We start from the raw sequence: 21390 nt of genomic DNA on the forward strand, positions 1-21390 counted from the left end.
ATGACGGTTTCGGCCCCAGATCCTTGGCCCAATAGATATGCGGCGCGAAACTCTCCTTCAGGCCGACCTTGGTCAGCATCATCTCGAGCAGCTGTTCCGACTTGTCGATCAGGCGTGTGGGTCATCTTGCGTGTCAGCAAGGGCGGCTTGTCTCCCGATCGGGGCTGAAAGAACACGGTGCTCAAGGTGGCAGATCGGCTGTAATGGCGGGATCAAGACACGTTCTCCTACAGTTTCAAATTTTAACAAAAGAATTAACTAAAATTCAGGGGGATGGCCTTGCAACTTTGCCAATCATAGGTTTAAAGCCGCGTCCAAAGCGGTTTGGATTCGTTCGGAAGTGGTGTTTCCGGATTGACTCCAACCGACGCTGGGGGTGTGGTCGCAATCCGTTCCTGTCCGGCGGCATGAGCTAGAATACGGACAGATGGGTTTTTCATGGATACGCTTATGAGAGTTCAGTCTCGCATCGAGTCTGAGCTGAAGACACTATTGTCGACGACGCCGGTCACATTGCGCAATCAGGCAAGGGCCATTGCCAACCAGCATATGGAGACCCTGCAGGATTTTTACTTTCATCTGATCCTCGTGGATGAAGATCTTCGCCAATTCGTCACCGAAAGCCACGGCGAAACCGTCATCAAGCAGAATTTCAGTCAATGGTTGCTGGCGGTTCTGCAACATGAGCAGGAGACGGTGGGCAGTTTCATCAAGGACCAGCAGGCGACCGGCGAAATGTTTGCCCGCATCGGCCTGCCGGCGCATTCGCTGTCGCGAAGCCTGCGCCGACTGAAGCTCTGGTTCTTCGACCGCCTTGTTGAATGTCGCATGGGCGAAGAGAGCCTTCACCAGGCCGTCCGGTATGTGTCGGGCCTGTTCGACCTGGCCCTGGAAGTGCGCGAGATCAGCTATCATCAAGGTGTGGTTGCAAATTCAAAGATCCACGAATCCTACCGCCATCATCTTCTGGGTCAGAACCTCGCCATGGAGCGGGAGCGCCAGCGTGCTGCGCTGATGGAATGGAGCCACAACCTGCTGAGCGCGCGCTATCGCGGTCGCCCCATCAGCCTCCTGCCGCGTCTTGCCAAATCCGAATTCGGTCTCTGGGTCCAGCACAAGGCCAATATCCTCTTCGATCAGGACCCGAAGATCGACCTCGTCAAGTTCGCCATGCGCAAGATCGATGACGAGATCGTGCCGTCAATGGAAAGGCTTGACCCCCAGGACAATCAGACGGCGGCCCGTCATGCCGCCATGCTCGAAGACGAGATTTCCGTGATCAAGCATACGCTTGGCGCGCTGTTTGAAATGCATTTGCAGATGGAGGCCGGACGTGATCCTTTGACGCATCTGCACACGCGGCGTTTCCTGCCCTCCGTGCTCGCCCGCGAAATCCAGCTGCATCGCAGCAGCGCGGGCGAAGGCTTTTGTGTGCTCCTGCTCGATATCGACCATTTCAAGCAGATCAATGACACCCATGGACATCAGCTCGGTGACGAGGCCCTGCGCCAGGTGGCGTCCACGCTGGTCGCTGCCGTGCGTCAGACGGATTTTGTCTTCCGCTATGGTGGCGAGGAATTCCTGATTGTCGTGGTCGAATCCGCCGAGCAGGGCGGTCTGCGGGTTGCCGAGATGATCCGCCGCAAAATCATGGAGATCGTCCTGGCCGGTGCCGATGGCAGGGCTTTCAGCCCGACCGTGAGCATCGGTGTCGCCGCCTATGGCGGTGAGGTGGATTACGAGCAACTGCTGAAGCGGGCGGATACCGCTCTCTACCGGGCCAAAGAGACCGGACGCAACCGGGTCTGTTCCGGCTAGCTGGCACGCTCCGCTCGACAGTCGCGCGTCATGCGGTTAGTGAATTGCCTTTGAAATTCGAGGCCGACCTGTCGTGCTCCTCATCAGGGCCCGATGTCCCCATCAAGCCACTGGAACCGATCCCATCAGGTCGGATGCGGCTCGCGCACGGCTTCATTGGCATCGCGGAAGGCCTTGGCATGACCGTCAGACTTCGCGCTCATCATCTGCTCTGCATGCTGACCTATGTCGGCAAGGGCTATTCGCCAGCCTTCGTCGAGAATTACGAGGCAATCGCCGCGCGCCTGTCCGCCGGCGAGGAGATCGAGCTGGTGGCGGGGCCGGATGACATTTGCGGCCCGCTGCTTCAAAGCCCGGAGGCCCATTGTCTAGGGCCAAGCGTCATCGAGCGCGATCTTGCGGCAGCAGACGCCATCGCCCGCTTGATCGGCAGCCCCCTGCCGCTCGGCTCCCGCATCACACCCACCCCAACCCTGCTCGCTCGGCTCAGAAAAACCTTCGCCACCGGCGAAATCCGCAAGGCCTGTTCCGGCTGTGAATGGTCCGGACTCTGCGACAGCGTCGCCGATGGCGGCTATCTCGGTGTCCGCGTCGCGCCCTGACGGGACGCGAAGCGCTCGGATGCAGCTTGTTGCACCGGGGATGAGGGGCACATCAGCCGCTTTCGCCTGACCTCGGTTGGGTGTAGGATCTCTCCATCGACACCGGAGGAAGCCGAGATGAACATGCGGTCGATCATTGTGCGCGCCACCTGGGACGACGAAGCCGAGGTCTGGTTGGCCACGAGCAATGATATCGAGGGTCTTGCGGTTGAATCGGAAAGCATGGAAATGCTTCAGCCGAAGGTCATGGCGGCTGTCGCAGATCTATTGGAGCTGAACGGGGTCGGCTCGGACCTGCCGGAAATTCCCGTACACATTGTTGCCGAACAGATCGGCAAGGTACCGAATCCAAGCTTTTGAAGCGGATATGGCGAGCTATCTCCGCGAGTTGAAGGAGCGCTTGACCGCTGCGGGCTGCACCTTCGTGCGGCCGGGAAAGGGCGATCATGAGATCTGGTATAGCCCCATCACCAATCGCCATTTCACCGTCGATCACGGTATGAAGTCCCGCCATACAGCCAACGAAACGCTTAAACAGGCAGGTTTGCCGAAAGCGTTCTGAGGAGAAGGGGAGATAGCCATGATCACCCTCGACATGCTCCGCCAGATCATCCTTGCCCTGCCAACCACGGAGGAAACCACATCCTGGGGCGCCGTGTCCTTCAAGGTCAATGGCAAGGCCATGCTCTTCTGGAACCCGACCCATGACTGCCCGTGGAGTGCACCCCGTTTCACCGGACATGTCGGCTAGTTTGATTTAGCCCTGATGAACTGCCGTGGAGAAGCCATCTTGAGCGCGGAATGGGGATGGATTTCGTTATAGTCCTCGATCCATCCGTCGATGAGCCGGAGCGCTGTTTCGGCGTCCGGTAGAGCTGAGATGCGGATATAGTCCCGCTTCAAGGTTTTGACGAAGGCCTCCGACATGCCGTTCGACTGCGGACTGGCCACCGGCGTGAAGCAAGGCGTCAGATTGAGCGCCTGGGCAAACAGTCTCGTGTCCCTCGCGGTGTAAGCCGAGCCATTGTCCGAGAGATGCTCTATTGCGTGCGGGGCTCTCGTTGCTGCGAAGCGCTTCTCGACCGCCTCCAGCATCATGTCGCGCACGTCAGAGCCGGAGATGCCGCCGTTGGCGACCGCCGTCCAGGCGATGATCTCGCGGTCGAAGGCGTCGATGATGAAGGCAAGACGAATGACCTCGCCATTCCAGCAGGTGAACTCCAACCCGTCCGAGCACCAGCGCAGGTTCGAGCGCATGACCATCACCTTGCCGTCATGGAGGCGGCCCTTGCGAACGGCGGTGTGCTTCTCCAGCAGCATGGCGTGGTTGCCCATGATGCGATGAACCCGTTTGGCGTTGACGACAGGCTTATCGGCGGCTCGCCTCTCGCGATTGAGGAGCGCGGTGATCCGCCGATAGCCATAGGTTGGCCTTTGATCCACCAGCCTGCGGATGATGGGCAAGAGGTCTGCATCCTCGGCCTTGTGATAGGAGCGACGCGGCTTCGATCTGCCTTTCAGCCGCTCGATCAGGTTGGAACGGGATACGCCAAGCGTGTCGGCGACTGATTTCATCGGGAACCGTCCTTCGGCAACAAGATCGGCCGCGATATCCGTTTTTTTGAGTCTGCTTTGGACAAGGCTTCGCGGAGAATTTCGACCTCCATCGTCTTGCGACCGAGCATGCGCTCCAGCTCGCGGACACGATCCTCCAGCTTCTTCACTTCCGAATTGCCGACAACCGGCTCGTCCGAATCCACGGCTGCAGCACCTCCCTCACTCAAAAGCCTGCGCCACCGGTAAAGCAGATTGGGCGCGACGCCATGGCGGCGAGCGGCCGAAGACACCGTCTCGCCTGGTTCGAAACTCTGCTCGATGATTGTCAGCTTCTGCTCGGTTGTCCAGCGCCTGCGGCGGACATCACCCGTCAGCAATTCAACATGTCGATACTCGTTAGACATAAGCCTGTCCTCAAGCCCGTGCTTGAGCCTTTCTGCTTATGCCGACTGTCCGGTCGAAATGGGGGGCAGTTCAGCCCGGTCTTCAAGGTCCCCTTCGAAGAGCGCGACCACCTGATCGAAATGGACCCCGACACCTTCTTCACGACCGACCACCACCGCCCGCATCAACTGGTGCTCGCCCGCCCGGAGCGCCTCGATCTCGAATGGGCGCGGGAAAACCTGACGCGTGTCTGGCGGGCGCAGGCCAAGAAGGCGGTGGTGAAAGCCTGGGATGCCATCCCTTCCTTCTCCCCTTGAGGGAGAAGGTGGCGCGAAGCGCCGGATGAGGGGGTGAGTGTTTAGCCGTCCAGAGGGTTACATGCTGCTTATCGCCGTCAATAACGCAGTCGCTGCCGCAGTGCCAATTTCGCTAGCGCCAGCGGAGATAGCAGCGTCCTTCATTGCTCGAATGTCGTCTGCAATCCTCTGTGCAATGCGTTTCATTCTCGATTTGTCTGGAGTGGCCTTCTTGGCTTCATCTCCAATTGCGATGTAGCCGTCCTCAATGGCGTTCCTTTTCTCCGTGGGAACATTCCACCCCTGAAGTTCTTCTAATGCTTCCCCGGCTAGCTGCGCGATTTTCGAATAGTTCACAGTCAAGCTGACTGGGGAATTGTCACCGGTTGCCACCGCAACCGAGTTGGCGCCGTTCTGAATGATTGTCGTATTGCGGGACTCACTTCCCATTTTCAAGATTCCATGCTCGACTTGATGGCAGATTTGGTCCCTTACGCGAGCTAGCGCCTCTCCGAAATCTACGGAGAACTCATGTCTGTATCTATCCATACTATTCGGTCTAGGATGAAACTGAGCTTCTAGTCGTATAAGAGCGGCACGCAGGTCGCAACCGAGCGCCCTGAGATCTGGAAACTGTCCGACGACAAATATGCACGCCTCATAGTACCGATTTTTAGCAGCATCAAGCTTTTGATATTCTACACTACCGCTGCCAAGGCGGCCATTGAATGAAGCAGATAAATTGATGTCACTGACATCATTCTGAAATTTGTCTCCGTACGAGGTTGCTGCTTCCAATACAGCTTCAAGCTTCTTGCTCTCTTGTGTCGACATGTCTCCGCCTTCGATCAACCTTCAATACATCGAATAGAATGAAAATAAGCCATCTTAGTTGTTCGAGGTGCCTTAAGCATCACCGCTTTTCTAGTCCCCATCCCACCCCCGCACAAAATCTCACCCCCTCTTCACCCTTCAGTAACCAAGTTCGGTAACCATAAGCCTCACATCCCGTGCTGCGTCAGCGTAAGAGTGAGTAACCGATGGCTTCTGTATTCCCGCTTGCCGATCTCCGCCGTTCGTCCGACCCCTTTGCCTGGGTCGACAGCATCATCAAGGGCGATTGCGTTGCCGCGCTTGAAGCGCTTCCGGACAAATCTGTCGATGTGATCTTCGCCGATCCACCCTATAATCTGCAGCTTGGCGGCGCGCTGCATCGTCCGGACCAGAGCCTTGTCGATGCCTGCGACGATCACTGGGACCAGTTCGCCTCCTTCCAGGCCTATGACGCCTTTACCCGCGCCTGGCTGCTCGCCTGCCGCCGCGTGCTGAAGCCGACCGGTACGATCTGGGTGATTGGCTCCTATCACAACATCTTCCGCGTTGGGGCGACGCTGCAGGATCTGAATTTCTGGATCCTGAACGACATCGTCTGGCGCAAGACCAACCCCATGCCGAATTTCAAAGGCCGCCGGTTCCAGAACGCCCATGAGACGATGATCTGGGCCTCGCCCGATCCGAAGGCCAAGGGCTATACCTTCAATTACGATGCGATGAAGGCCGCCAATGACGACGTGCAGATGCGCTCCGACTGGCTTTTCCCGATCTGCTCCGGCGGCGAGCGGCTGAAGGGCGAGGACGGCAAGAAGGTCCATCCGACCCAGAAGCCGGAAGCACTGCTCGCCCGCGTGCTGATGGCCTCATCCAAGCCCGGCGATATCGTGCTCGATCCCTTCTTCGGCTCCGGCACGACCGGGGCGGTGGCAAAACGTCTCGGCCGTCATTTCGTCGGCATCGAGCGCGAGCAGGATTACATCGATGCGGCGTCTGCCCGCATCGCTGCGGTCGAGCCGCTCGGCAAGGTCGAATTGACCGTCATGTCCGGCAAAAAGGCTGAACCCCGCGTCGCCTTCGGGTCTCTGCTGGAAGCAGGTCTCGTCAAGCCGGGCCAGGTGTTGAGCGATGCCAAGCGCCGCTATTCAGCGATCATCCGCGCCGATGGCACACTGGTCTCCGGCGGCGAGGCCGGTTCCATTCACCGTCTGGGTGCGAAGGTGCAGGGGCTTGACGCCTGCAATGGCTGGACCTTCTGGCATTATGAAGACAAGGGTGCGCTGAAGCCGATCGATGATCTGCGCAGCGTGATCCGACAGGACATGGCGAGACTGGATTGAGCAGCGCTCATCCCTTGCCCCATGCTGACTTCCCGGGCCGGTCTTTGTACCTCTAGTCCCGACCGGGAAATCTGGACGCCCGGCAGCGCCTTGCCGGGCGTCACTGCTTCCAGCGACCTGGTTTTCAGCGATCTCAGCGAATTCACGCATTGGTGAAGCAGTCAGCCCTGCGCAAGACGGATCACGTAACCCAAGCCTCGTCGACCGCTTGCGGTCGTCCTGGCGCGGGAGAGGATCCGCCAAAACCGCCCGCGCCAGACCAGATTGGTCGCAACACGCCTTTGCGATCGCTTAGCGCTCAGGTTCTGCAAACATCTCATCAAGGCGGACGGGCGGGCGATCCGGAAAACGGGCAACAATTTCCAGCTCGCCGCCCATGGCGCCAATATAGTCTCGCAAGGTCGACAAAAGCAGGTCGTTACGGCGCTCAAGGCGCGATATGTTTTCCTGATTGACGCCGAGAACTGTCGCCAGGCTCTCCTGTGTCACATCCCGCGACTTTCGCAATTCCTGAAGCGTCCGGTATTGTTGCAAACGGTCTTGCCCGCGCTGCTCAAGATCCCGACGCTTGTCCTCTGGAAGCGATGCAAATGCCTGATCCAGTGTTCGTGCCATTGTCAGTCTTCCTTCTGCTTATCCAGATAGGCGGCGAAACGTCTGTCTGCCTTTTCGATCAGGCGCTTGTAAAACCGTGTTTCACTCACTCCTGATTTGTCTCCCGCAACAAGAAGCACTGCCTGTCGCTGGGGGTCGAACGCATAGGCGAGACGCCACACACCATCAACCGCTCGAAAGCGCAGTTCTTTCATGTTCGAAAACCGGGAGCCCTTCAGCGTATCCGCCCAGGGCCGCCCGAGCTGTGGCCCGTAAGCCTTGAGTAGAGGCAGCGAAATGAAGATCTCATCCCTGACCGCTTCCGGCAGGGCCTCGAATTCCGGATCGAATTCATCATGCAGCAACACGCGCCATTCCATGCCAAAATATGACATCTATGGCATATGACTTCAACGGCATTCTATGAGAGCGAGTGAAATGCCACTTCGCGCTTCGCACTCAGCCAAGAACGCCAAGGGCCGCAAGGTCAGTCCTGAGCTGCTCCGCACCGGTGAAATGCACGGCCTGCCAGCCGGCCTGACGCGCGCCCTCGACATTCGCATAGCTGTCATCGATGAAGATCGTATGCGCTGGCTGAAGTCCAAAATCCTTCGCATGCAGCTCGTAGATCGCCACATCCGGTTTGATCAGGCCGACTTCGCCGGAAACCGTCACGCCGCGCGGGCGGTTGAGGAAGTGATACATCTGCCGCGCCTCCTTGAAGGTATCGGCAGCGAAATTCGTCAGCATGGTCACGTCTCGGCCCTCATCGATCAGGCCGGTCATGATCGCGACGCTCTCGTCATAGGCATAGGGCACCATCTCTGCCCAGTATTTGCGGAAAGCGCGGATATGCTCCTCGCGGTCCGGAAACTGGTCAATCAGCAGCGCTTCGGCGTCGTGCCAGCTGCGCCCGCGATCCTGTTCCAGATTCCAGTCATGTGTGCAGATGCGTTGAAAGAAGTCCGCTCGCTCCTCGGCGTCCGGAATGATCCGGGCAAATGGCAGGTTCGGATCGTAATGGATCAGCACCTTGCCGATGTCGAAAACGATGTGGCGGATTTCGCTCATGAGTCAGTCCTTGGAGGTTGAGAAGGCTGTGGGAATAGCGGCTGCAATTGCCTTCTTCATGACAGTTGGCAGCGCTTCCCCATCAAGTTCGGTGACGGGCACCCAGGAACCGTGATCACCGGAGGGGGCATCGATCGGCCCGACGCGGAAGATCGAAAGACGGAGTTCGAAATGGGTGAAGACATGGGAGATTGCGCCCGCCGCCTGCCAGTCGGCAGGGAAGGGGGCGGCCTCCATACTTGTCGCGCCATCCTGCCTTGAGGTCCAGTCGGTTGTCGGCACCTCGGTCATCCCGCCCAATAGCCCGCTTTCCACCCGCTTGCGCAGGAGAATTCTCCCCTCACGGTCAACCGCGATAAAGGCGGCACCCAGCCGCACCGGCTTTGCCTTCTTGGCGGCCTTGACGGGAAAACGCTCCGGCTCGTCGGTCGCGAGTGCCATACAGACATCGTTGAACGGACAGAGCGCACAGGCCGGGCGCTTCGGCGTGCAGATCGTGGCGCCGAGATCCATCATCGCCTGGGCAAAGTCGCCGGGCCGATCGGTCGGCGTGAGTTCCGCCACCTTCGCCTTCATCTGCGGTTTCGATCCGGGGAGCGGCGCCTCGATCGCGTAAAGTCGCGAAATCACCCGCTCGACATTGCCATCCATCACGGCGGATGGGCGGTTGAAGGCGATTGCGGCCACCGCTGCCGACGTATAGTCGCCGATGCCGGGAAGCGCGCGCAAACCCTCTTCCGTATCGGGAAATATACCACCATGTTCGAAGGCGACGGCTTCGGCGCATTTCTTCAGGTTCCGCGCCCGGGCATAATATCCAAGCCCCGCCCAGGCGGCCATCACATCCTCGGTTGGCGCCTCTGCGAGTTCCTTCACTGTCGGCCAGCGGGCGGTGAACTTGGCAAAGTAAGCCTTCACAGCCGCAACCGTCGTCTGCTGCAGCATCACCTCCGACATCCAGATGTGATAGGGATCTGGCGTCACCCCACGCTTTGCCGCCGAAGGCGAAATGCGCCAGGGCAGCTCGCGATGATGGCGGTCATACCAGGTAAGGAGGGGTGCGGCCTCTGGCCTCTTTCTGTCGTTGCTGTGGGGAATCACGCGCTGCATTTGCCGAATTGAGTGTGCTGCGGTTATATCTGACCAAATCACCGTCCGGTTCAAGGTCTGGCCGGCATCTTGCAAGTGGACATGCAGAACCAATGGCTCCCCCGAGGAAAAGCGCCGCCCAGATTGCGGAAATCGCCAACGGCATCGTCGATCCGGTGCTGGCGCGGCGTGCCGGCATCACAACGGCGCTGCTCGGCTCCTGGGATGAGATCGCCGGTGCAAGCTTTGCCGATTGCACGAGACCCGAAAAGATCACCTGGCCGCGCCGCTCAGACCTGCCGGACGAAGGCGGTCATCGGCCGGGTCTTCTGGTCATTGCCTGCGAGGGAGCACGCGCGCTCTTTCTGTCTCACGCGCAGGGCGAACTGATCGCTCGCATCAACGGCTTCTTCGGCTATCCTGCCATCGGCCAGATCCGGATAGTCCAGAAGCCGGTCTCCAATGCCAGCCTGAGACCTCGGCGCCCCCGCAAGCTGGAGGGCGAAAAGGCGCGTCGGCTGGAGGCGATGATGGAAGGGATCGAAAGCGATAACCTCCGCCGCGCCATCGAGCGGCTCGGCACCGGTGTCATGTCTGCCCGCCGCAAATGAGCAAGCTCAAACTCATTGTTCATGAATCATGAACAAAGTTTAATCCGCAAACGCGTGAAATGTCACAGAACTTTGATAAAACCCTGGGGAGCCTGCCTTGTTTGGTGCACGCCTGCGCTATATCGGTGGCCATAGGTTTTAGAAAAACGTCTGACAGGTGTCCCATGCCGATTTCCGAACTTTCGATCACCAAGCGCCGCCTCATGGGCGGCATTGCCGTGCTCGTTGCTGGTGCCGTCCTTGCCGGTTGCAGTGATGCTGAAGACACGGCGGCAAACTCGCAGCCGGCCAATCCCGGCGTGAGCTATGAGACGACTGCGTCGACCCCGGCCAATGTCGAAATTCCGGAGGCTGACCGGGAGATCGACATGGAAGAGGCGTTGAAGCCCGGTCCGCTGAAGGAAATGGCGCTTGGCGATCCGAATGCGCCGGTGAAGATCATCGAATACATGTCGATGACTTGCTCGCATTGCGCCAATTTCCATACCCGCACCTTTGACGAGATCAAGGCCAGATACATCGACACCGGCAAGGTCTATTTCGTTGTGCGTGAGTTCCCGTTCCCGCAGGACACCGCATCGCTCGCAGCCTTCATGCTGGCGCGTTGCACGACCGAGGACCGCTACTTCCCCTTCGTCTCGACGCTCTTCAAGCAGCAGCGTGCCTGGGCAGCCCCGGCGGACGGCGATGTGCGCAATGCCATGCTGCAAATCTCCAAGCTGGCAGGTTTTACACAGGAGACCTTCGATGCGTGCTTGACGAACGGGCAGCTAGCGGCTGATGTGTCGGCCGTGCGCGACCGTGGCGCCCAGGAATTCAGGGTGGATTCGACCCCGACCTTCCTGATCAATGGCAAGGTTTATTCGGGAGACATGTCGGTTGACTCCATGTCGGCCCTCATCGACAGCATGCTCTAAGCGACCCATTTTCATGATGGCGGGCGCCGGGGAAACCTGTGCGCCCGTTTTGCTGCGTAACGCCGGTATCAAGGCCTCGGTACTCGCCGTGAAGGCTGAGGCAGCGGCATGAAGTTCAATCGCCTGCGCCTCGTCGGTTTCAAGTCCTTCGTCGAACCGTCCGAATTCATCATAGAGCGCGGTCTGACCGGCATTGTCGGGCCGAATGGTTGCGGCAAGTCGAACCTTGTCGAAGCCCTGCGCTGGGTCATGGGGGAAAACTCCTACAAGAACATGCGCGCCTCCGGCATGGATGACGTCATCTTCTCCGGCTCGGGAAACCGCCCCGCACGCAATTCGGCAGAGGTCGGCCTTTATCTCGACAATTCCGATCGCACGGCACCGGCGGGCTTCAACGATTCCGACGAAATCCAGGTCACCCGTCGTATTGAGCGGGGTGCGGGTTCTGTCTACCGCATCAACGGCAAGGAAGCCCGCGCCAAGGATGTTCAGCTGCTCTTTGCCGATGCTTCGACAGGCGCACGGTCACCCTCCATGGTCGGCCAGGGGCGCATTGGTGAACTGATCCAGGCAAAGCCACAGGCGCGCCGGCAACTGCTGGAAGAAGCCGCTGGCATTTCAGGCCTCCATTCGCGTCGCCACGAGGCCGAACTTCGCCTGCGTGCGGCAGAGACAAATCTGGAACGGCTTGAGGATATTACCGCCCAGCTTGAAAGCCAGATCGAGAGCCTGAAGCGCCAGGCTCGCCAGGCCAATCGTTTCAAGCAGTTGTCAGCAGACATTCGCGCCCATGAGGCCATGCTCCTGCATATCCGCTGGGCCGAGGCGAAGCGGGCGGAAGGTGAGGCTGAAAGCGCGCTCAACCAGGCCATGTCACTGGTGGCCGAAAGAGCGAACCAGCAGATGGAAGCGGCCAAGCTCCAGGCGGTTGCAAGCCTCAAGATGCCGGAACTGCGCGAGGAGGAAGCGAAAGCCGCCGCCGCCCTGCAGCGGTTGCAGATTGCCCGCAGTCAGCTCGATGAAGAGGCCAACCGGATTTTGCGCCGCCGGGATGAACTGACCCGCCGTCTGGCGCAGCTGGATGAAGACATCCGCCGCGAAGAGCGCCTCGTCTCGGAAAATGCCGAGGTGATTGCCCGTCTGTCCGAGGAAGAGGCCGAGCTTGAGGAAATCCTTGCCGATGCCGGTCGTTTCGCAGAAGACGCGAAGGAAGCCTTCGATGCTGCATCGGTCGCGTTGGCCGACAGCGAGCGCGACTTCACCCGCCTGACGGCAGAACGCGCGGAAACGGCTGCGGGTCGCAACCAGCTGGAGCGCGCCATCCGTGATCTGGCTGATCGCCGCGCCCGTCTGGAGCGCCAGCTTGCAGACGCCGCGCGCGAGCTTTCCGATATCTCCGACCGCATCGCCGCAATGCCGGACCCGGAGGAAAAGCGCGAACGGGTCGAGATGGCAGAGCAGGCTGTTGCCGATGCCGAGACCGCCGCCATGGAAGCCGAAGCCGCCCTTGCCGAGGCGCGCCGCACCGAAAGCCTGCTTCGTCAGCCGCTGGAGGCCGCGCGATCCCGCGTCAACGGCCTGGAGACCGAGGCGCGTACCATCGCCCGCATTCTCGCCTCTGCCACAACGGGCGACTTTCCGCCTGTTGCCGATCAGCTCTCGGTTGATCGCGGCTTTGAGACGGCCCTGGGTGCCGCTCTGGGCGACGATCTCGATAGCGCCCTCGATCCTCAGGCACCAGCGCACTGGCGTGGCAATGGCGATGGCGCCTTCGACCCGACGCTTCCTCAGGGGGTCGCACCGCTTATCGATCATGTGCAGGGACCCGCCGCCCTGACGAGGGCTCTTCGCCAGATTGGTGTGGTCGACGCGTCAGAGGCATTGGCCCTCATGCCGCAGCTCGCGCCCGGCCAGCGGCTCGTCACCCGCGATGGCGCCGTCTATCGCTGGGATGGCCATGTCACCGGTTCGGAAGCGCCAAGTGCCGCCGCCCTGCGGCTCGCCCAGAAAAACCGTCTGGCTGAGATCGAGCGGGAGGTCGAGGAAGCGCGTTATGCACTCATCGAGGCAGAGGATCGCCTGACCGAGGCTGCCGAAACGATACGCGCCGAGGAAGCCCGTCTCGCCGACGCCCGCGATCTGAGCCGCCTCGCCGTGCGCCAGCTCGCCGAAGCCCGGGAAGCCCTCTCGCAGGCCGAGCGTGCGTCCGGCGATCTCGTTCGTCGTCGCGTGGTGATTGAAGAGGCGGCCAACGGTCTGAAGGGGCAGATCGAGGAGATCGTCGAGCAGGAGGAGACGGCCCGCATCGAGATGGAAGAGACGCCGGATCTCTTCGCCCTGGAGGCCCGGCTGCGTGAAGCGGAAGCCGTTGTTGCCCGCGATCGCGGCTTTCTCGCGGAGGCGCGTGCCCGTTTCGAGGGGCTCGCCCGCGAAGACGAGATGCGCCGCCGCCGCGTTCATTCGATCCGGCAGGAAAAGCAGAACTGGCAGAACCGGGCAAGCTCCGCCAACGAGCACATCGCCACGCTGCGGGAGCGTGAGGCTGAAGCCCGCGAAGAAATTGCCGATCTCGAACTGGCCCCCGACGAATTTGATGACAAGCGTCGTGCGTTGATGTCGGCTCTCGACAAGGCCGAGAAGGAACGCCGCGACGCCGCTGACCGGCTGGTGGAGGCTGAAACCCGCCAGCGCGAGGCCGACCAGAAGGCTGCCTCAGCGCTTGCAGCCCTTGCCGAAAGCCGCGAAAAACGGGGCCGTGCCGAAGAGCGTCTCGTCTCCGCCCGCGATTGGCGCGTCGAGGCCGAAGCCCGCATTCAGGACACGCTGAATGTGCCGCCGCATGAGGCCTTCCGCCTGACGGGCCTGAAGGACCCCGCAAACATTGCCGATCTGCGCGAAGTCGAGCGCAATCTCGACCGCCTGCGCATGGAGCGCGAACGGCTGGGAGCCGTCAATCTGCGGGCCGACGAAGAGCAGCAGGAGCTTTCTGAAAAGCTGGCCATCCTCATCAAGGAGCGCGACGACATCATCGACGCCATCCGCAAGCTGCGCGGTGCCATCCAGAGCCTGAACCGCGAGGGCCGTGAGCGTCTGATCGCCGCCTTCGATATCGTCAACGCCCAGTTCCAGCGGCTCTTCACCCATCTCTTCAACGGGGGCACCGCGGAACTGCAACTGATCGAAAGCGACGATCCGCTCGAAGCCGGCCTTGAAATCCTGGCCCGCCCGCCGGGCAAGAAGCCGCAGACCATGACGCTGCTTTCGGGCGGCGAACAGGCGCTCACCGCCATGGCCCTGATCTTCGCCGTCTTCCTGACGAACCCCGCGCCGATCTGCGTTCTCGACGAGGTCGACGCGCCGCTCGACGACCACAATGTCGAGCGCTACTGCAACCTGATGGACGAGATGGCCGCCTCCACCGAGACCCGTTTCGTCATCATCACCCACAACCCCATCACCATGGCCCGCATGAACCGCCTCTTCGGCGTCACCATGGCAGAGCAGGGGGTCAGCCAGCTCGTCTCCGTCGACCTCCAGACGGCAGAAGCCCTGCGCGAGCGCGACATCGCCTGATCCGCTGAGCGAGGTTTTTGCTTTCATGCCTTCCAATCGAACATACAAGGCCCAAAAATGCCGAGGTGATTTGAATTGCCTCCGGATCTGCTGCCAGCGCGGATCGGGAATGCTGTGCCGAAAATCAGACTGGACCTGGTAAGGTGGCTGTATGAGAAACCGGATCTGTCTCGCGCTCGTCATCCTGATTGGGATGAACTGGTCACCTGCGCTGTCGCAAACCAGAGAGAACGAGCTTTCCGGCCGGTTCCTTTCCGCAGTCATCACCACTTCGGAGCCCCATCGCGAGAGCCTGGAGGGGCTCATAAAGGGCAAGCCGGGCCTGCCCTCCTGGGTGCGCAACATGATGAGTCGCCCGCGCTTCATCGCCCTGGCCTCGGAGACCGTCGAAATTGCCGGGAAACCGATGGAGCTGTTTCGCGCCTGTGAGGCGGGGCGCTGCGCCGAAAGCGCACTCGCGGTTCTCTACACGCCAGATGGCAAGCGCGCGGTTCTGCGGATTGCCGATGACAGGCTCGGCGTCACGATTTTCGGCGATGCCTCGGAAGCGGAACTGCAGGTGTTGAGCCGATAGGCCGTATCCCATACGGACAGCCTCGTTTTCATCCTTTTGTGTGTCTTGAAAACAAAGGGCTGACATGCTCTCAAAACCAGATTGGACCGGATCTGATCTCGTTGCATCACCAACGGGTGAGCGGGGAAATCCAAGAGGCCTAATTAATGATGCAATGCAGCATATACTTGACATGTGAGCGTTTTCATTCTGTCACGTTTCCTGTAAACGTTGGAAAAACAAGCCTGTTGGGGTGGAGAGGGCAATGAGGAAATGGGTATACACCTTCGGCGGAGGCAAGGCCGAAGGCAGTAGCGCCGACCGGGACCATCTGGGTGGAAAGGGTGCAAACCTTTCCGAGATGGCCTCTCTCGGCCTGCCCGTACCGCCCGGTCTCACGATCGTGTCAGATGCCTGCGCCCATTATTACAGCAGCGGCAAGAGACTGCCCGATGATCTGAAGGCCCAGGTCCTCGCGGGCATCAAGGCGATTGAAGTGGAGACCGGTCGCGGTTTCGGTGATGTCGCCCATCCGCTGCTTCTCTCCGTCCGCTCCGGCTCGCGCACCTCCATGCCCGGCATGATGGATACCGTGTTGAACCTCGGCCTGAATGACCAGACGGTCGAGGCACTGGGTCATCACTCCGGCGATGCTCGCTTTGCCTGGGACAGCTATCGCCGCTTCATCCAGATGTATGGCGATGTCGTCATGGGTCTTGATCATGAGGTCTTCGAGGAGATCCTCGAAGATGAAAAGGCAAGGCTTGGCCACGAACTGGATACGGAACTCTCCGCCGTCGAATGGCAGCATGTCGTCTCGCTCTACAAGCAGGTGATCGAGCAGGAGCTGGAAGTCCCGTTCCCGCAGGACCCGGATGTCCAGCTCTGGGGCGCGGTGGGTGCGGTCTTTTCCAGCTGGATGAACCCGCGCGCCGTGACCTATCGGATGCTGCACAAGATCCCCGCCGAATGGGGCACCGCCGTTACCGTGCAGGCCATGGTTTTCGGCAATCTCGGCTCGACCTCTGCGACCGGCGTTGCCTTTACCCGCAATCCCTCGACCGGCGAAAAAGAGCTTTACGGCGAATTCCTCGTCAATGCGCAGGGCGAAGATGTGGTGGCCGGCATCCGCACGCCACAGTCGATCACCGAGGCGGGTCGCATCGACAGCGGCTCCGACAAGCCCTCGATGGAAAAGCTGATGCCGGAGGCCTTTGCCGAATTCCAGGCCATCTGCGCGCGGCTGGAAACGCATTACCGCGACATGCAGGATCTGGAATTCACCATCGAACGCGGCAAGCTCTGGATGCTGCAGGCCCGCTCGGGAAAGCGCACCACCAAGGCGGCGATGAAAATCGCGGTGGACATGGTCGCCGAAGGGCTGATTTCGGAAGAAGAGGCCGTGATGCGCATCGAGCCATCCTCGCTCGACCAGCTTCTGCACCCGACCATTGATCCCCGCGTCACCCGCCATGTCATCGGCTCCGGCCTGCCGGCCTCCCCGGGCGCGGCAACCGGCGAAATCGTCTTCACGGCGGAAGAGGCCGTGGCTGCCGAGGCCGAAGGCCGCAAGGTCATTCTCGTGCGCGTCGAGACGAGCCCTGAAGACATTCATGGCATGCATGCTGCTGAAGCGATCCTGACGACACGCGGCGGCATGACCAGCCATGCGGCGGTCGTTGCGCGCGGCATGGGCATCCCTTGCGTTGCCGGTGCCGGCACAATGCGTGTTGACCTGCGCCAGGAAAAGCTGATCGGCATGGGCGTGACGCTTGGGAAAGGCGATATCATCACCATCGATGGCTCCTCCGGCCAGGTGCTGAAGGGCGAAGTGCCGATGCTCCAGCCGGAGCTGTCCGGCGACTTCCAGAAGCTGATGCAATGGGCTGATCGCACACGCAGAATGACGGTTCGCACCAATGCCGACACCCCGCAGGATGCGCGCGCTGCCCGCTCTTTCGGTGCCGAGGGCATCGGCCTTTGCCGCACGGAGCACATGTTCTTTGAAGGCGACCGCATCCATGTGATGCGCGACATGATCCTCGCCGAAGACGAGGCAGGCCGCCGCGCCGCCCTCGACAAGCTGCTTCCCATGCAGCGCTCGGATTTCACCGAGCTGTTCACGATCATGCACGGGCTTCCCGTCACGATCCGCATGCTCGATCCGCCTTTGCATGAATTCCTGCCGAAGACGGAGGAGGAGATCGACGAGGTGGCCAACGCCATGGGGCTGGAACCCGGCTTCATGCGCCGCCGTATCGATGCGCTGCACGAGTTCAACCCGATGCTCGGCCATCGCGGCTGCCGCCTTGCCATCTCCTATCCCGAGATTGCCGAAATGCAGGCCCGCGCCATTTTCGAGGCGGCAGTTAGCGCCGCCCGCGAGACGGGCGCTGCCGTCGTGCCGGAAATCATGGTGCCGCTGGTCAGCCTCAAGGGCGAGCTGGATTATGTGAAGGGCGTCATCGACCGCGTCGCAACCGAGGTCATGCGCGAGGCAAAGCTCGAAATCTCCTATCTTGTCGGCACGATGATCGAGCTGCCGCGCGCGGCGATCCGCGCCCATGTCATTGCCGAAGCCGCCGAATTCTTCTCCTTCGGCACCAACGACCTGACCCAGACCACCTTCGGCATGTCGCGCGACGACGCTGCCGCCTTCATCCCGACCTATCAACGCAAGGGCATCATCGTCCAGGACCCGTTCATCTCGCTGGATTTCGACGGCGTCGGCGAATTGATCCGCATCGCCGCCGAGCGCGGCCGCAGGACCCGCCCCGACATGAAACTCGGCATCTGCGGCGAACACGGCGGCGACCCGACCTCGATCCATTTCTGCGAAGATGTCGGCCTGGATTATGTCTCTTGTTCCCCGTTCCGCGTGCCGATTGCGAGGTTGTCGGCGGCGCAAGCGGCGATCAAGGCGAGGGGGTGAGGGTATGGCTGAGATTGTTTCTGAATACGATCCAGCCGAAGACCTCGCTTCACCCGACGCCATTTCCGTCTTCGTCAACGAAGCGCTTAAGACCGGCGATGCTGCCTATGTCACACACGCGCTTGGCGTTGTCGCCCGTGCAAAAGACATGGCCGGGATAGCTCGGGAAGCGGGACTCTCAAGCGACGGCAATCCGACGCTCAAGACCGCGCTTGCAGTCATGAAGGCGCTGGGCATTTCGCTTGCGGCCGATGTGGCGGGGTAAGGACACGCAACGGCGGCTTTGACGCAGATGCTTGCCCCTTGCATCACTCACAGAGAATGATCCACGGAGCCAGCATTGCTTCAAGTGCTGCCGGTGCGGTCTGCCGCAGGATCACCGCTTCCAACATCATACCAAGTTCTTCGCCGTCCGGATGCCTGAGGTCGTAACCGTTGTCATTGAGAAAGGCGATACCGGAGGCGAAGGCGGTCCGTTTGTTACCCTGCTCAAAGGCATGGGCCTGACCTATCGCCACCATAAGGTTGACTGACAGCGATAACGTGTTGGAATTCTTCTCGTAAAAGAATGCATTTCGGGGCCGTAAAACTGCGCCGGCGAGCCGATCAGGAAACAACAGCGCGTGCCGCTCGCCCGTTCGCCCCACCAGATACCGATTGATTTCGATGACGGCTTGGTCATCAAGCCAGAGCGGCTCACTTGGCAAGATAGTCCATCGTCTTGGGAAAACGCTCGGCAATGTCCTTGGCGCGCTCGGCGTAATCCGGGCGTGGCTTGTCCTTGATCGGACGAGGCTCGAAAGTCTCGCGCTGGTTTTCTTCTTTCGATGCGGGTGCGGACCTGGACGTGACCATCTCGGACTCCAATTCGGTGCTTGATCATAGATTCAGGGCGGGAGATCGTCAAACCGCTGCAACTTTTCAGGTATGTGGGGTGATTGACCCGCGCGCCTGTCCTTTCTCCCACCCCATAATCCCCCTTGCCTCATCCGCCCCATCTCCGGCACAACAGCCCGCATGAGCAAGCGCCCGCACAAGCCCCGTCCGAACCAGAAGAGCCGCCGCAAATCCGCTTCGGGGGTAAGGGCAGGGGGGTCGGCTTCGGCCATGGATGTGGTGATCGAGGGCAATCCGTCAGGGCTTGCGCGGCTGCGCAGGGTGAGCCGACGGCGCGGCTTTCGCTGGTCGCTGGCGCTGCTTGTGGCCGGCATCCTGCCGGTCGTGCTGTCGCTGTCCATCCCCCATGACTTTGCCTTTTTCGAGCTCGGCTATCTCTTCACGCTGTCGGTCTATGATCTGGTGCTGGCCATGCTCGGCATTTCCTTTGGTCTTGCCCTTCTGCCGCGCGACCGACAGGTGGGCTATGTGATCGGCGCTTTTCTCGCCGTCATCGTGCCGATGATGCTCTTCTTCGATCCGATCTTTTCCGTGATCCTGCAAAGCCCGCTTGGCCATGAGATGTTTCTGATTGCGCCGGTCGCCGTCATGCTGACGGGGGCGGCCCTCTGGCTGCCCGAGCGGCTGCGCTTTGCCGGTCTGGTCGCGGCCACCATGGTCGTTTCCTTCTCGCTGTCGCTTTTCATCGGGCTTGATGATTTCGGCATCGGGCTCAAGGATTTCACCACGGCCGCCGTGCTTGCCGCCGTGTGGATCCTGCTTGCCCCCGGCCTGATGCTGCGGCAGTTCCGCGATGTCGGCGATGGCCCTTCGACTGGTCCCTCCAATGGCTGGCTGGTCATCCCCGCCCGCATCGTCGGCAGCTGGCTCGTGGTCATCGGCACCTTCGTCCTCGTCTCGCTTTATGTGCCGATCCTCCCCGGCAGCGCGCCGCCCCAGGCGCCAGATAGCTATGAAGACGGCGTGCGTGATACGCCTTCCATGAACGAGATCGCGCCGCTGCCGGAGGATGATGATCTGCCTCAGGCCCTGCCGGAGGACGACAATTCAGGCGGCAATCCGCTGTTCAACCGCCGCCAGAGCCCGCCACCGGAAGACGTCCCCTGATACGCGACAGAGGATGGACCCGGAAATCCCTTTCCGATTTTTCCGGTGATGCGCGAAGCAGGTTTCGTAAAAGCGTCCCACGATTTTACGACGAGAACCTGCGCCAAACAAAAACCCTAAGCGGATGAATCGTTGGCTTGCCAACGAAAGTCTGCTTAGAAGGAATCTGGACTTCCCGGCCAGCCCGCTTTTCGAGCACGCCGCTTGGCGCCCGCCTTTTTGCAATCCGGATGAACAATGATCGTTCGTTATGACCGCCCCGTCTCGCCTTCGGCCTTTCTTGCCCGCAGGCTTGCCCTGTTTTCGCTGGTCATGCTGGTCGTGGTGTTCCTCGCCCATCGCTTTGGCCCGCTGAAGACGCCGGATTTCGTGGCCCTTGTGCTGGTTGCTGCCGTGCCCGCCGCCTTTGCCGTGCCGCTGGCGCTGATCGGCCTCGTCCGGCTCTGGTTTGTCGGTGCGCTGGGCGGCGTGGCCTCCGCCTGGGCGCTGGTCCTTGCCGCGCCCGTGCTCGGCCTGGTCGGTTACGGCACCTTTCTCTTCTATCAGAAGCCGCTGCTCTATGATGTCTCGACCGACCTCAACGATGTCCCGGCCTTCATCGCCGAGCCTCTCGCCAACCAGCAGTTCCTGCCGCGCCCGCCCATGTCCTCCGCCATGCGCGCCCTGCAGACCGAGGCCTATCCGGGCTTGACGGGCCGCCGCTATGACGGTGGCCTCGATCGCGTCTTCGAGGCGGTGCGGACTGTCGCCGATGCCAATCGTCTGCGCGTGGTGGCAAGCCGCGGCGAGGAATATGCCCTGCCGGATTTTCAGCCACCGGCGACCCCGGCTGGCGAAGCGGAAGAGGGGGCAGATCTCGGGGCGGACGCAGGAGCTGCCGCCCAGGATGGCCTGCCGACCACCGGGCCGCTGCCCGGCGCCCGCCCCGAGCCGCCATCACCGGCCGAACTGGCAGCCGTGTCCGATCCGTCGCTGCCGCCCGAGCCGGAAGGCACCATTCGCCTGCAGCTCGAAACCCGCAGCCTCGTCTTCGGGCTTCCCTTCGATGCGGTGATCCGGCTGCGCGAAGAGGCGGAAATGACCCTGATCGACATGCGGGTCGCAAGCCGCTTCGGGGCGCATGACCTCGGCTTTTCCGATGTCATCGCCGAGGATTTCCTGCGGGCGCTCGATGCCGAGCTTCTCGGCATCGCCGGCGCCAACTGATCCCCGGGATCT

23 protein-coding genes and 1 pseudogene are annotated in these 21390 nt (G+C 60.9%); 15 read left to right on the forward strand and 9 right to left on the reverse strand.

Translation table 11 applies throughout. From position 1 onward, the window contains the following. Positions 1 to 4: 4 nt before the first annotated feature. A pseudogene (locus FE840_RS09120) lies at positions 5 to 106 on the reverse strand (HAD family hydrolase); the annotation flags it as partial. 344 nt (positions 107 to 450) lie between these two features. Here FE840_RS09120 and FE840_RS09125 point away from each other — a divergent pair. The 5 genes from FE840_RS09125 to FE840_RS09145 all read left to right on the forward strand — a co-directional run bounded on the left by FE840_RS09125 (position 451) and on the right by FE840_RS09145 (position 3171). Beyond that, entirely contained in the window at positions 451 to 1818 is a 1368-nt protein-coding gene (locus FE840_RS09125; protein ID WP_171033620.1) for a GGDEF domain-containing protein, read from the forward strand. Positions 1819 to 1997: 179 nt separating this feature from the next. Next, on the forward strand, positions 1998 to 2420 hold the full coding sequence (locus FE840_RS09130; RefSeq protein ID WP_138285178.1) for a DUF1284 domain-containing protein: 423 nt from the start codon (positions 1998 to 2000) through the stop codon (positions 2418 to 2420). Positions 2421 to 2537: 117 nt separating this feature from the next. Next, on the forward strand, positions 2538 to 2780 hold the full coding sequence (locus tag FE840_RS09135) for a DUF1902 domain-containing protein (protein WP_138285177.1): 243 nt from the start codon (positions 2538 to 2540) through the stop codon (positions 2778 to 2780). Between the two features lie 7 nt (positions 2781 to 2787). Continuing rightward, on the forward strand, positions 2788 to 2982 hold the full coding sequence (locus tag FE840_RS09140; RefSeq protein ID WP_138285176.1) for a type II toxin-antitoxin system HicA family toxin: 195 nt from the start codon (positions 2788 to 2790) through the stop codon (positions 2980 to 2982). Positions 2983 to 3000: 18 nt separating this feature from the next. Beyond that, positions 3001 to 3171: an MmcQ/YjbR family DNA-binding protein gene (locus FE840_RS09145; protein WP_171033619.1), complete on the forward strand. Its 171-nt coding sequence runs from the start codon at positions 3001 to 3003 to the stop codon at positions 3169 to 3171. Here FE840_RS09145 and FE840_RS09150 read toward each other — a convergent pair. Continuing rightward, positions 3168 to 4381, reverse strand: a protein-coding gene (locus tag FE840_RS09150; protein ID WP_138289831.1) for an IS3 family transposase whose coding sequence is annotated in 2 segments (ribosomal slippage) — positions 3168 to 4045 and positions 4045 to 4381 — 1215 coding nt in all. Because the reading frame shifts where the segments join, the coding sequence is not laid out codon by codon here. The genes FE840_RS09145 and FE840_RS09150 overlap by 4 nt on opposite strands. On the opposite strand from FE840_RS09150, the gene FE840_RS09155 reads away from it, so the two are divergent. Then, the gene (locus tag FE840_RS09155; RefSeq protein WP_246318736.1) at positions 4361 to 4678 is read left to right on the forward strand and encodes a hypothetical protein; all 318 of its coding nucleotides are present in this window, start codon (positions 4361 to 4363) and stop codon (positions 4676 to 4678) included. The two genes, FE840_RS09150 and FE840_RS09155, sit on opposite strands and share 21 nt — an antisense overlap. A 57-nt stretch (positions 4679 to 4735) precedes the next feature. Here the strand turns inward: FE840_RS09155 and FE840_RS09160 are convergent, their stop codons facing one another. Continuing rightward, entirely contained in the window at positions 4736 to 5491 is a 756-nt protein-coding gene (locus tag FE840_RS09160; protein WP_138288382.1) for a hypothetical protein, read from the reverse strand. A gap of 206 nt (positions 5492 to 5697) precedes the next feature. Between FE840_RS09160 and FE840_RS09165 the strand changes: the two genes are divergently transcribed. Beyond that, positions 5698 to 6828: a site-specific DNA-methyltransferase gene (locus FE840_RS09165; protein ID WP_138288381.1), complete on the forward strand. Its 1131-nt coding sequence runs from the start codon at positions 5698 to 5700 to the stop codon at positions 6826 to 6828. Between the two features lie 291 nt (positions 6829 to 7119). On the opposite strand, the gene FE840_RS09170 is transcribed toward FE840_RS09165, so the two are convergent. The 4 genes from FE840_RS09170 to mutY form a co-directional block, all read right to left on the reverse strand. Then, positions 7120 to 7443: an XRE family transcriptional regulator gene (locus FE840_RS09170; RefSeq protein WP_138288380.1), complete on the reverse strand. Its 324-nt coding sequence runs from the start codon at positions 7441 to 7443 to the stop codon at positions 7120 to 7122. Positions 7444 to 7445: 2 nt separating this feature from the next. After that, the gene (locus FE840_RS09175) at positions 7446 to 7790 is read right to left on the reverse strand and encodes a type II toxin-antitoxin system RelE/ParE family toxin (protein ID WP_425502121.1); all 345 of its coding nucleotides are present in this window, start codon (positions 7788 to 7790) and stop codon (positions 7446 to 7448) included. A 91-nt stretch (positions 7791 to 7881) separates the two neighbouring features. Beyond that, on the reverse strand, positions 7882 to 8493 hold the full coding sequence (locus FE840_RS09180) for an HAD family hydrolase (protein ID WP_138288379.1): 612 nt from the start codon (positions 8491 to 8493) through the stop codon (positions 7882 to 7884). Positions 8494 to 8496: 3 nt separating this feature from the next. Then, complete coding sequence (gene mutY, locus FE840_RS09185; protein ID WP_138288378.1) at positions 8497 to 9603, reverse strand: A/G-specific adenine glycosylase; 1107 nt, start codon at positions 9601 to 9603, stop codon at positions 8497 to 8499. Between the two features lie 92 nt (positions 9604 to 9695). Here mutY and FE840_RS09190 point away from each other — a divergent pair, with 92 nt between their 5' ends. The 6 genes from FE840_RS09190 (at position 9696) to FE840_RS09215 (ending at position 18433) form a co-directional block, all read left to right on the forward strand. Continuing rightward, entirely contained in the window at positions 9696 to 10193 is a 498-nt protein-coding gene (locus tag FE840_RS09190; protein ID WP_138288377.1) for a DUF721 domain-containing protein, read from the forward strand. Positions 10194 to 10357: 164 nt separating this feature from the next. Further along, positions 10358 to 11110, forward strand: coding sequence for a DsbA family protein (locus tag FE840_RS09195; RefSeq protein WP_138288376.1), 753 nt, complete (start codon positions 10358 to 10360; stop codon positions 11108 to 11110). A gap of 108 nt (positions 11111 to 11218) precedes the next feature. Beyond that, a complete protein-coding gene (locus FE840_RS09200) occupies positions 11219 to 14683 on the forward strand; it encodes a chromosome segregation SMC family protein (RefSeq protein WP_138288375.1) in 3465 nt (1154 codons plus the stop codon). A gap of 151 nt (positions 14684 to 14834) precedes the next feature. Continuing rightward, on the forward strand, positions 14835 to 15257 hold the full coding sequence (locus FE840_RS09205; protein ID WP_138288374.1) for an Ivy family c-type lysozyme inhibitor: 423 nt from the start codon (positions 14835 to 14837) through the stop codon (positions 15255 to 15257). Positions 15258 to 15501: 244 nt separating this feature from the next. Continuing rightward, a complete protein-coding gene (gene ppdK, locus FE840_RS09210) occupies positions 15502 to 18168 on the forward strand; it encodes a pyruvate, phosphate dikinase (protein ID WP_138288373.1) in 2667 nt (888 codons plus the stop codon). 4 nt (positions 18169 to 18172) lie between these two features. Then, entirely contained in the window at positions 18173 to 18433 is a 261-nt protein-coding gene (locus FE840_RS09215; RefSeq protein ID WP_138288372.1) for an addiction module antidote protein, read from the forward strand. Between the two features lie 43 nt (positions 18434 to 18476). Here FE840_RS09215 and FE840_RS09220 read toward each other — a convergent pair whose 3' ends face one another. Next, complete coding sequence (locus FE840_RS09220; protein WP_138288371.1) at positions 18477 to 18875, reverse strand: type II toxin-antitoxin system death-on-curing family toxin; 399 nt, start codon at positions 18873 to 18875, stop codon at positions 18477 to 18479. Continuing rightward, on the reverse strand, positions 18865 to 19023 hold the full coding sequence (locus tag FE840_RS09225) for a hypothetical protein (protein WP_171033753.1): 159 nt from the start codon (positions 19021 to 19023) through the stop codon (positions 18865 to 18867). The genes FE840_RS09220 and FE840_RS09225 overlap by 11 nt, the downstream gene beginning before the upstream one ends. A 162-nt stretch (positions 19024 to 19185) precedes the next feature. Here FE840_RS09225 and FE840_RS09230 point away from each other — a divergent pair, with 162 nt between their 5' ends. Both FE840_RS09230 and FE840_RS09235 read left to right on the forward strand, forming a co-directional pair. After that, entirely contained in the window at positions 19186 to 20172 is a 987-nt protein-coding gene (locus FE840_RS09230; RefSeq protein WP_138288370.1) for a hypothetical protein, read from the forward strand. 237 nt (positions 20173 to 20409) lie between these two features. After that, complete coding sequence (locus FE840_RS09235; protein WP_138288369.1) at positions 20410 to 21378, forward strand: DUF1499 domain-containing protein; 969 nt, start codon at positions 20410 to 20412, stop codon at positions 21376 to 21378. The last annotated feature ends 12 nt before the right edge of the window (positions 21379 to 21390 follow it).

Origin of the sequence: Peteryoungia desertarenae (assembly GCF_005860795.2) — a bacterium.
In the GTDB taxonomy this organism is placed as follows: Bacteria; Pseudomonadota; Alphaproteobacteria; order Rhizobiales; family Rhizobiaceae; genus Allorhizobium; species Allorhizobium desertarenae.